This is a genomic window from Corynebacterium sp. (genome assembly GCF_030826625.1).
GTDB lineage: Bacteria > Actinomycetota > Actinomycetes > Mycobacteriales > Mycobacteriaceae > Corynebacterium.
Genome location: NZ_JAPJNQ010000072.1, coordinates 1 through 11014, shown reverse-complemented (window position 1 = coordinate 11014; position 11014 = coordinate 1). Strand labels below are relative to the sequence as shown.

Here is an 11014-nt window from a genome sequence, read left to right as displayed (position 1 = left end):
ATGCGGCTTCGTACGCTCGAACTTCTCCTTTGCCACTGTATGTCCTCCTGGACTTTATCGGTGGCTACGACCTTCGCAGCCACGTGGTTTGTTTAATTTGCCTACTAATTCGTCCGCAGAATAGTCACGGACATGCGGCAGGCAACGTCTGACAGGTGTGCCCGTTACCTGATCCTAGAATTATGGCAGAGATATATCAAGCCGTTCATACATATAGACGGCTCTAACCTCAGCATATCACTAGAAACAGTTTCCTTCGGGTAACGGCCGGCTCAACCCATTCGCTTGTGGTAGTTCACGTTCTCGTTTCCGCGAAAACAGACCCCAAATAGTGGTCTTCGATGCGAAATGATGGGTTCAGCACGACCGCAACCCAGGCGATAACAGTACGCGGGCACAGTGCCCCTGGAGGTTAGTTTTTCGGTCCAGGGGCAAGCGAAACTGTCCGCCTCTCGGGCCCGAGCCCGAGTTCGAACTCATCGAAACCTTAGTTCGAAGAGCCGCCAGTGCGTGCAGCGATAACCTCTTCGGCTACTGACTGTGGAACTTCACCGTAGGAGTCGAAAACCATGGTGTAGTTCGCGCGACCCTGGGTGCGAGAGCGCAGGTCGCCGACGTAGCCGAACATGGAAGACAGCGGAACGCGGGCCTTCACGACCTTGGCGCCAGAACGGTCATCCATAGATTCAACCTGGCCACGACGTGCGTTGATGTCACCGATGACGTCACCCATGAATTCTTCTGGGGTAACAACTTCAACGGCCATCAAAGGCTCCAGCAGAACTGGCTTCGCCTTCGCAACAGCTTCCTTCAGTACCTGGGAACCAGCCAACTTGAAGGCCATTTCGGAGGAGTCGACGTCGTGGTATGCGCCGTCTTCCAAGGTCGCCTTAATGTTGACCAACGGGTAACCAGCGAGGTAGCCGTACTGCATGGCGTCCTGGATACCAGCGTCGACAGATGGGATGTATTCCTTCGGAATACGTCCACCGGTGACCGCGTTCTCGAACTTGTACAGTGGGCTCTCGCCCTCTTCCAGTTCGTTCTCGTCTGGGGCGTATGGCTCGATGGAGACAACGACCTTCGCGAACTGACCGGAACCACCAGTCTGCTTCTTGTGGGTGTAGTCCAGAGAAGCAACCGACTTGCGAATGGTTTCGCGGTAGGCAACCTGTGGGTTACCAATGTTCGCCTCGACCTTGAATTCACGCTTCATGCGATCGACCAGAACGTCGAGGTGCAGCTCGCCCATACCGCCGATGACGGTTTGGCCGGATTCTTCGTCCAGCTTGACGGTAAAGGTTGGGTCCTCGTCGGCAAGACGCTGGATAGCGGTCGACAGCTTCTCCTGGTCGGCCTTGGTCTTTGGCTCGATGGCAACCTGGATAACTGGATCTGGGAAGTCCATGGATTCCAGGATGATCGGCTCATCCTTGGAACAAATGGTGTCACCGGTAGTGATGTCTTTCAGGCCGATGATCGCGTAGATGTTACCGGCTACTGCTTCGTCAACAGGGTTTTCCTTGTTGGCGTGCATCTGGAAGATCTTACCGATGCGCTGCTTCTTGCCCTTGGTCGAGTTCAGAACTTCGTTGCCTGGCTCGACGCGTCCCGAGTAGACGCGAACGAAGGTCAGCTGACCGAAGAATGGGTGTGCGGCGATCTTGAAAGCCAAACCAGAGAAAGGCTCGTCAGCCGATGGCTTACGACGCATCTCAACTTCTTCGTTACCCATTTCGTGGCCGATCACTTCGCCAACGTCCATTGGGTTTGGCAGGAAGTCGATAACGGCGTCGAGCAACGGCTGGACACCCTTGTTGCGGTACGCGGTACCACAGTAAACAGGGTAGATCTCGGAGTTAACAACCAGCTTGCGGATCTGCGCCTTCAGCTCGTCGATCGAGATGTCTTCACCACCGAAGTACTTCTCCATGAGTTCTTCGTCGGTCTCAGCTACGGCTTCAACCAGCTTCTCACGGTATTCTTCGGCCTTTTCCTGCATGTCTTCTGGGATGTCGACAAGCTGTGGTTCAGCACCGACCTCGACCTTGCCTGGCCACAGGTATGCCTTCATCTGCAGCAAGTCAACAACGCCGTCGAAGTCATCCTCGACACCGATTGGCAACTGCATAACGAGTGGCTTTGCACCCAAGCGGTCGACGATGGTCTGCACGGTGTAGTAAAAGTCTGCACCCAGCTTGTCCATCTTGTTCACGAAGCAGATACGTGGTACGTCATACTTCGCAGCCTGACGCCACACCTGCTCGGACTGTGGCTCAACGCCTTCTTTGCCGTCGAAAACAGCTACAGCGCCGTCCAGAACACGCAGGGAACGCTCAACCTCAACGGTGAAGTCGACGTGACCTGGCGTGTCGATGATGTTGACCTGGTTGCCTTCCCAGAAACAGGTAACGGCAGCGGAGGTAATGGTGATACCGCGTTCTTTTTCCTGCTCCATCCAGTCGGTGGTCGAACCACCGTCGTGGGTTTCACCAACCTTGCGGTTGATGCCGGTGTAGAACAGAATACGTTCGGTGGTGGTGGTTTTACCAGCATCGATGTGGGCCATGATGCCGATGTTGCGAACCTTATTGAGATCCTTAAGCACTTCTTGTGCCACAGTTTTACCCCATCAAAATAGTCGTTGATGTATTTTTTCGTGCACCTGTCACGTTACCCGCGATCATGCCACGAAAATAGTTATTTGGCAGCAAATTAGCTACTAAACAAAAGACCCGAAAGCTTCCAGGGATTCGGTTGCGTTGCGGGTCTGTGTACTGATTTTGTGCCTATTTCCGGCGACGTACGCCACGCTAGATTGAACGTGGCCGCCACCGGAGATATACAGCGAATTACCAGCGGTAGTGGGCGAAAGCGCGGTTGGCTTCTGCCATCTTGTGAGTGTCTTCGCGACGCTTTACGGAAGCACCGAGACCGTTGGAAGCATCCAAGATCTCGTTAGCCAGGCGCTCGATCATGGTGTTTTCACGACGCTTGCGGGTGAAAGTAACCAACCAACGCAGAGCCAAAGTGTTTGCGCGGCTTGGGCGAACTTCCATTGGAACCTGGTAGGTAGCACCACCGACGCGGCGGGAACGAACCTCGAGGTCTGGACGGATATTGCCCAGTGCCTTTTCCAGGGTGCCTAATGGGTCGGTGCCGGTCTTTTCTTTGCATTTTTCCAGTGCGCCGTAGACGATGCGTTCTGCGGTGGCCTTCTTGCCATCGAGAAGCACCTTGTTGACCAGCTGGGATACCTGCTCGGACTGGTAAACCGGATCTTTAACAACTGGACGCTTTGGAGCTTGATTCTTACGCATTGTTTATTACCCCTTCTTTGCGCCGTAACGGGAACGAGCCTGCTTACGGTCCTTAACACCCTGGGTGTCAAGAGCACCACGGACAATCTTGTAACGGATACCTGGAAGGTCCTTTACACGACCACCGCGAACCAGAACCATGGAGTGCTCCTGCAGGTTGTGGCCCTCACCTGGAATGTAGGCCGAAACCTCAACACCGGAGGTCAGGCGGACACGGGCAAGCTTACGCAGCGCGGAGTTCGGCTTCTTTGGAGTGGTGGTATACACGCGGGTGCAGACGCCACGACGCTGTGGGGAACCCTTCAGCGCTGCGGTTGCCACCTTCGATTTTTTATCGTGGCGGCCCTTGCGGACCAGCTGTTGAATAGTTGGCATAAACCAGTCTTTCTTGTCGGTTGAGTTTTCTTACACCTTGCGGCGCAAAGCACACTACTTGCTGGCAAACGAACCCAAACACGCAAAAATCGGGGCTCTTTTCCGGGGCCCTTCCGCGTGTCCAGAACGTCTCCACTGGCAATTTTGTGCGCCGTGAAGATGATCAGACTTTCGCCCTACCACAAGTAGGACGAACTAACCAGCAGCATAGCAGGATAACTACATAAACTCAACCCAATTCAGTCCAGCATGTGACAAGCTCAGAGTTCAGCACCTCATTCCCCGGGCACAATTGGTATCACTTCGCAACCTTCAGCCGCTCGCTTGCGATATTGGCCAGACCAGATGACCATTTCGATACATTGTTGTTTGAAGAGTGCTGAAGTGTCCCAGGTGTTATGAAATGTACCAGGTTTTGTTCCGTATGAATAGATGGGAAAATCATCGAACACGCCCAAAAAATTACCCTGGATGCCAAGGACCCTGTGGTCTGTCTCGTGGAAGTTCGCATCGTGGCGGAAAATATGTCGACGCACCCCGCGTGTCAGGCAGTAGCCCCAAAGTCTCGGTTGTGATCCGGTTTATCGATGAATACCGGGATCGTTTCACTGCCCGAGTTCATTTGTAAGACGTTGAAGAATAACCGGACTGGTGGGTTTATCACCTCGCGTGGTTACCGCCAGCCCAAGGCCCGTGGATTAAGTGCTCGTCGCCTTCGTGATGCGTCTGGCTGGTGTTTCTGGCAAAGACAAAGGCCGGTCACCTATTACAACCCGAAAAGCTAACGTGCCTGATCTACGCCCGGACTTGGTCGAGCGTGAATTCAAAGCTTAAGAGCCTAAAACAAGCTATGGGTGGCTGACATTACGTATGTACGCACGAAGAAAGGCTTTGTGTACACCGCTTTTGTCACCGACGTTTACTCCAGGCGGATCGTTGGGTGGGCGTTATCGGATTCGATGCGCACCGAAGCACTGCCGCTGCACGCTCTCAACCAAGCGACCCAAGTGCGCTGAAGAAACGATAGGTTTGGTGCACCATTCGAATCGTGGGTCGCAATATGTCAGCGTGGTCTATAACAAGCGAGGTGCCCAGCACACGATTACCGCTTACACCGGGACTGTCGGTGACTGATATGACAATGCTCTAGCTGAAAATGTCAACGGTTCTTACAAAAACGAGATTCTCCATACTCACAGGTGGGATGATGTCGTCGAGGTAGAAATCGTGACATTTGAGTGGGTGTCATGGTGGAATGAGATAAGACTGCATCAAAGCTTGGGGTACCGCATCCCGGTTGAGGTTGAAGACGCGTTGTGAGAACAAGATGAGTCTCGGGAAATAATAGAAATCAAGGTAAATGCCTAGGAACAAAACCCAGGACACTTCACACCAACGCTCACGAGGAGTGTACGGGGCACCACGCATCACTGCTGACGTGCATGCTGCAGGAATCGCTGTGGATCGTAAAAGTGGCACGTTCAATGCGTAGACAAGGCTTAGAAGGCTTATCCATGAGGTCTTTTCGTTGCTCATCGCCAAAAATCAGAAAACAGTGCCGCAATGAGGACTTATTCGAGCGCAGCTGGAACCAAGGAGGATTAAACAAATTCTAGATTACTGACATTACCTACCTGCGATGCAGGCAGGGACGGATGTATTTATGCGCTATACTCGATCGACATTCCAGGAGCGTTGTCGGTTATTCCATGGGCCCAGATCAAACCAGCGAATTGGTGATTAAGGCTTTAACGAATGCCCGGCTTGCGAGAGGGCTACTGCCTAGCCAGGTGGTTGTGCATGCTGTTCGTGGTAGCCAGTTCACCAGTGATCGCCTTGCTGATTATGCCCAAGATGAAAACATGAAGGCCTCTCTGGATAAAACAGGTATGCGCTGGGATAATGACATGGCTTCAACCGTTTTGGGCAAATCTGAAAGTCAAATATTTCCACCAGCATGTCTTTGCTACCAAGGCTGCGGTCCATGACGTCATCAGTGAAAGATTAAGGTGTTTTATAACCAGTACCGTAGGCATTCTACTATTGAGAATGTATCCACAGTAGTGTATGAATTACAGCTTGCTCTCCCTAGTTCTGGGGTGAAAGCAGCTTAATGAAATGTCCACAACTTGCGGACAACTCCACGACAGAGCTGTGGCTGAAAGACGATGGTCAACCGTTTTTGATTTCAGAAAAATAAGAACAAATTGATTTAGCATCTTTACAACTAACGTAATAGTTCTCTTTTTCCGTAGATATGCAAACAAAACCACTCCCAGTAGATATTACAACTCCATCTTCAACAGTTTGCATCGATGGTATATATTCAAGAAACCCTAAGATACCCTTAGCCTCAACTTCGTATATATTTTCTATATCCACTAGTTTTATATTTTTTATAACAATTCCTGCAAATTTTATTCTTAATGAATTTCCTATCTCTAAATCAATATAGAAAATAATTGAAATCAATCCTAGGCATAACATAAGAGCCGATAACATAGTGAAAATATCCAGCCGCAATTCATTTACTAGAAAAACCTCTATCCCCAGTAACGATAATCCAGGAAGGAAATATAGAACTATAACCAAAAGAAAAGCAACTAAACTGATCCGAGTACGTTGAAAATACATTTAGGAAGATTTCCGTAAAAAATGATTCTTAATTGCTTCAATATTTAAATTCACTAAATGCACATTCCAGATCACTCGAATTCTCCAGTCACTGTTACAACCCAAACCAACGCCAGCTGCCCACCAACACCGAAACCACTGCCGGAATCGCGGCGCATACCACGGCTACACCAAGTGCCTTCCAATCTACCACCTGCAACCGCGATGGACGTGCCCAAGTGCGACGATCCCCGTACAGCGGCTGGCGCCCAAACCCACGAGCTTCCATCGCGGTTGCGAGCTTGCCGCCGCGTCGTAAAGCAAGCACCAACAAACCGAATGCCATGGTGAAAAAATGCGCAAGCTTGCCACAATCCCCTAGTCCCCGAGCACGACGGGCACGATTCATCGCCACCCAATCATCTTTGAACAGTCCGGTCATGCGCACCCCGGCGACCGAACCGATGACGAAACGATCGGGGAAATGCAGGATTTGCGCCAGAGAATCGCCCAGTCGCGTGGGATCGATATTCCGCGCCAACAAAATCACCGGACTAGCCACCGCCAAAATACGGATCATGATTGCGATCGCCAGCTCAATTGAGTTGTCCGAAATGCTCATTAACCAGAACTCGAAATAGACGTCTCCGCCTTCGGCACCATAGAGCAACATGGAAATACCAGACAACGGGGCGATCAGCAGCAGCGGCCAGAGAGTTGCAGCGAGAGCTTTCACCCCCACTCCCCCAACTAGGGCAACCGAGACGGTGATCGCTAATGAAATAGACGCACTCACCCAATCCAAGCTGAACAGCAACGGGGTGGTCACCAACAACATGATGATAATGCGTGTCAGCGGGTTAATTCGCGGCGCACCAACGGGTACTAAATCATCGTCCTGCGCTGCTTCGCTTCGCCTGGTGTTAGCCACGCGCGTTACCTCCCCCTGCTAACAATTCCACCTGGTTATCCCCGAGCGCACTGCGGTAGTGCTTGTCGTGGGTCACGGACGCGACGGTGACGCCATCGTCGACAAGCCCGCGCACAATGGAAACGAGTTCTCCAAAGGTATTCGGATCCTGGCCGAAGGTAGGTTCGTCGAAAAGCAGCAAATTCGGCGCGGCAATCAAAGCGGTGGCGACGGACAGCCGCCGTTTCTCGCCACCAGAAAGCGTGAACGGATTTGCCGCGGCAAGATGCGCGAGCGAGAGCCGCTCCAAAAGTTCGTCATAACGAGCGCGCCCGACCTTGAGACCCATGACTTTTGGCCCAACTTGTAGTTCTTCTAGCACAGTTCGCGCGACAAACTGGTGCTCCGGGTTCTGAAATACATAGCCAATGCGCTGCGCCAACTGCCGGGATTTCCACTTTGCGACGGGTCCACGTAGACCGGAGCGAATAGATTCGGAGAGTTCGATTTTGCCGGATGCTAGCGGGCGCAAACCTGCCAAAGTCATCAACAAAGTGGTCTTGCCCGAACCGTTCGCCCCCGTAATCACAGTCGAGGCATGCTCCGGCAATTGCAGGCTTCGGGCAGGTAGATGCTCGGGTTGGTCGGCGGCGAGGACGGCACGGGCGCTCAAAGCAGGTAGATGAGCTGCTAGTTCCGGCTGAGCCTGTGGCAAATCGGTAATGCGGCGGCGGGCGACGATTTCTTCGGCGGGTCCGTCGTCGACAAGCTTTCCCGCTGAAAACTCCAGGCCGCGTTCGAGCAACGGCAACCAGGTGTCGTAGTTGTGCTCGACGACCAGCAGCGTGGCACCAGTGTGCTTGACGACGTTGCCCACCGCCGCGACAACATCGCGTGCGCCGTCTGGGTCAAGGTTAGCTGTGGGCTCATCGAGAATAATGATGCCCGGACGCATAGCAATCACCCCGGCCAGGGCCAGGCGCTGCTTTTGTCCACCCGACAGGTGCGCGGTGGGATGGTCTAAAGGCAGATCCAAACCAACCAGCGGGAGGGCCTCGCGCACGCGCTGCCAGATCTCAGCTCGATCTAACCCGAGGTTTTCACAGCCGAATGCAACATCATCGCCAACCCGGGCCGCAATGACTTGAGAATCCGGGTCTTGCAGGACCAATCCCACCGGAATAGCTGCACCCGCAGAATCTTGCCGCCCGGAGGAATCCCGCAGAACCAGGCTACCTGCCTGATCACCTTCTTCTTCACCGCCGAGCACTCCCGCGATCGCGGCTACGAGGGTGGATTTTCCCGACCCCGAATTTCCACAAATCAGCACGCGTTCTCCCTCTGCAATCTGCAGACTGACGTTTGCGAGCGCAGGTTGTTTGCGCCCGGCGTGAGTCCAGGAGTAGTTCGCGATGTCGACGGCGGTTGCTGGCATGAGATTAGAGCTTATACGCGGTGTTCACGACCAGCCGGGAAACGGTCAAGCGCCCCGGTTTTCGCCAACGATTTCATTAGATAGAAGCCGACGACGCCGGCCAAGATTGCGCCGGAGATTGCCACGCAGACCAAGTAGATGATGTTAAATTCTAAAGACTTCGCGAGGTTCGGTGACAAGAAAAGTTCCAAGGTCCAAGCGCCAACTCCGGCACCGATACCAGACAGGATGGCGACGAACAGGTTGAACTTCCGGTAAGCAAACAACAGGAAAATCAGCTCAGCACCCAGGCCCTGCGCTAGGCCCGAATACAGGGTTTCTGGTCCCCATTGTGAGCCCAAGGCTGCCGATACGCTGGCAGCAAAAACTTCTACGAAAATAGCGGCACCGGGTTTGCGGACGATCAGACCACCCAGCACACCGCCGATTAGCCAGATGCCGACGGCCAAGCCACCGAGACCAGGAGTCAAGTTATCCATGGCTGTAAACCAGGCGTAACCAATGTTGTTCCAGACTACGAAGATGAAGCCGGTGGCGACGCCGAGAATCGCGACGATCACGATATCGATAGGACGCCAACTTAAGTTTCGTTTAACACGCGTTGGCGATGTTCCAGCAGCTGAATCGGCCATAGCTGACCCTTTCTGTGGTTGTGCGGCAGCGAATCTGCCAAGGAAGGCGCGAGCGCTGCGAATTCGAATGATTGTTTTAGCCCGTATCACGCTATACCCTGGCAAAAACTTTGCCAAGAACTTATGGGAAGCATCACTAAAGCTGTGGATCGGCGAGGAATTTTTTCGGGATTGCGGACAAACGGCTTTAAGACGCACGAAAGGCCCTACCCCGAAATGGGATAGGGCCAACAATGCACTAGCACTGCGAGGCTGGCTTCCTGTTAGCGGCAACTAGCCGCCTGCTGCAGGAAGCGAGCCGTCGGTTAGAGCTCGAAGGTTTCATCCAATGGGACCGAAGCGCCAGTGAAGTCACTGTAGCCGTCGTCGCCGTAGATGGAATCACCGTAGGTCGGGATGGAGTATGCCGCGTTGCGGGCAGCCTCCGTCGGCTTAACGGTGATGTTGCGGTAACGGTTGATACCGGTACCGGCCGGGATGAGCTTACCGATGATGACGTTCTCCTTCAGACCAATCAACGAGTCCGAACGCTTGTTGATGGCGGCGTCGGTAAGAACGCGGGTGGTCTCCTGGAACGATGCGGCCGACAACCAGGATTCGGTAGCCAAGGAAGCCTTGGTGATACCCATGATCTCGGAACGCATCTCGGCAGGCTGGCCGCCTTCCGCAACCTGTGCCGCGTTAACCTGCTTCGCCTCGGAAAGGTCAATCAGGTTGCCCGGCAGCAAGGCGGTGGTACCGGAGTCGATGACGGTACCGCGGCGCAGCATCTGGCGGATGATGATCTCGATGTGCTTGTCGTGGATAGCCACACCCTGGGTGCGGTACACGGCCTGCACTTCGTCGATCAGGTGCTTTTCGACGCCGCGACGTCCCAGAACTTCCAGAACATCGTGTGGATCGGCCGCACCACGCAGCAGACGCTCGCCAACTTCGACGCGGTCGCCGTCGCGCAGCGCACGCTCAATCATGGCATCCGGGTTGGATTCCATTGGACGACGTACCTGGGCCAAGCCCTGACGCTTCGACAGCTTCTCGTAGACGACGTTGTCGGATCCATCGTCTGGGTGGATCGTCAGCGTCCAGAAGTTTCCTTCATCAGATAGCGAGATTTCACCAGCAACGGATGCGATAGGCGCGCGGTTCTTCGGGTTACGGGCCTCAAACAACTCCTGAACACGTGGCAGACCACCGGTAATGTCGCCACCGACACCACCCTGGTGGAAGGTACGCATTGTCAGCTGGGTACCAGGCTCACCAATCGACTGGGCAGCCACGATACCGACGGCCTCGCCGATGTCGACCAAGTTGCCGGAAGCCATGGACTTGCCGTAACACTTCGCACAAACACCAGCTGGGGTCTGGCATGTGAGAACCGAACGTACCTTGATCTCAGTGATGCCAGCGTCGACCAACTTCTGAGTGTTTTCTTCGGTCAGGTCTTCGCCACCAGCAACCAAGACTTCGCCGTTGGCGTCCTTGACGTCGCTAGCAACTACGCGGCCGGAAGCGGAGGTCTCCCAGAGTTCGTGTACCGCGTAGGTGTCGTCGGTGATTTGCTCGCCGATCGGAACACGCACGCCTTGACGGGTTGCACAGTCGTCTTCGCGGACGATGACGTCCTGAGCAACGTCGACCAGACGACGGGTCAGGTAACCGGAGTCTGCGGTACGCAGCGCGGTATCGGCCAGACCCTTACGGGAACCGTGCGAGTTGTTGAAGTACTCGA

Annotated in this window: 9 protein-coding genes and 2 pseudogenes; 3 read left to right on the top strand and 8 right to left on the bottom strand. The window is 53.9% G+C overall.

Annotation, left to right across the window (positions count from 1 at the left end):
* Nucleotides 1-487: 487 nt before the first annotated feature.
* The 3 genes from fusA to rpsL all read right to left on the bottom strand — a co-directional run bounded on the left by fusA (nt 488) and on the right by rpsL (nt 3695).
* Nucleotides 488-2620 carry an elongation factor G gene (gene fusA, locus RCH87_RS08605; RefSeq protein ID WP_306516295.1) on the bottom strand — a complete coding sequence of 711 codons (2133 nt, stop codon included), beginning with the start codon at nt 2618-2620 and terminating at the stop codon, nt 488-490.
* 232 nt (nt 2621-2852) lie between these two features.
* Nucleotides 2853-3320: a 30S ribosomal protein S7 gene (rpsG, locus tag RCH87_RS08600; RefSeq protein ID WP_306516294.1), complete on the bottom strand. Its 468-nt coding sequence runs from the start codon at nt 3318-3320 to the stop codon at nt 2853-2855.
* A 6-nt stretch (nt 3321-3326) separates the two neighbouring features.
* The gene (gene rpsL / locus RCH87_RS08595; RefSeq protein WP_018121319.1) at nt 3327-3695 is read right to left on the bottom strand and encodes a 30S ribosomal protein S12; all 369 of its coding nucleotides are present in this window, start codon (nt 3693-3695) and stop codon (nt 3327-3329) included.
* Between the two features lie 854 nt (nt 3696-4549).
* On the opposite strand from rpsL, the gene RCH87_RS08590 reads away from it, so the two are divergent.
* The 3 genes and pseudogenes from RCH87_RS08590 (at nt 4550) to RCH87_RS08585 (ending at nt 5683) form a co-directional block, all read left to right on the top strand.
* On the top strand, nt 4550-4711 hold the full coding sequence (locus RCH87_RS08590) for a DDE-type integrase/transposase/recombinase (protein WP_306516293.1): 162 nt from the start codon (nt 4550-4552) through the stop codon (nt 4709-4711).
* 133 nt (nt 4712-4844) lie between these two features.
* Nucleotides 4845-5015 (top strand): annotated as a pseudogene (locus RCH87_RS10425) (integrase core domain-containing protein); the annotation flags it as partial.
* Between the two features lie 296 nt (nt 5016-5311).
* Nucleotides 5312-5683, top strand: coding sequence for a DDE-type integrase/transposase/recombinase (locus RCH87_RS08585; protein WP_306516297.1), 372 nt, complete (start codon nt 5312-5314; stop codon nt 5681-5683).
* 184 nt (nt 5684-5867) lie between these two features.
* On the opposite strand, the gene RCH87_RS08580 is transcribed toward RCH87_RS08585, so the two are convergent.
* The 5 genes and pseudogenes from RCH87_RS08580 to RCH87_RS08560 all read right to left on the bottom strand — a co-directional run.
* Nucleotides 5868-6329: a hypothetical protein gene (locus tag RCH87_RS08580; protein WP_306516292.1), complete on the bottom strand. Its 462-nt coding sequence runs from the start codon at nt 6327-6329 to the stop codon at nt 5868-5870.
* 94 nt (nt 6330-6423) lie between these two features.
* Nucleotides 6424-7173, bottom strand: a complete 750-nt coding sequence (locus RCH87_RS08575; RefSeq protein ID WP_306516296.1) for an energy-coupling factor transporter transmembrane protein EcfT — start codon at nt 7171-7173, stop codon at nt 6424-6426.
* 58 nt (nt 7174-7231) lie between these two features.
* The gene (locus tag RCH87_RS08570) at nt 7232-8653 is read right to left on the bottom strand and encodes an ABC transporter ATP-binding protein (RefSeq protein WP_306516291.1); all 1422 of its coding nucleotides are present in this window, start codon (nt 8651-8653) and stop codon (nt 7232-7234) included.
* 11 nt (nt 8654-8664) lie between these two features.
* Complete coding sequence (locus RCH87_RS08565; RefSeq protein ID WP_306516290.1) at nt 8665-9285, bottom strand: ECF transporter S component; 621 nt, start codon at nt 9283-9285, stop codon at nt 8665-8667.
* Between the two features lie 305 nt (nt 9286-9590).
* Nucleotides 9591-11014: pseudogene (locus RCH87_RS08560) on the bottom strand (DNA-directed RNA polymerase subunit beta'); the annotation flags it as partial.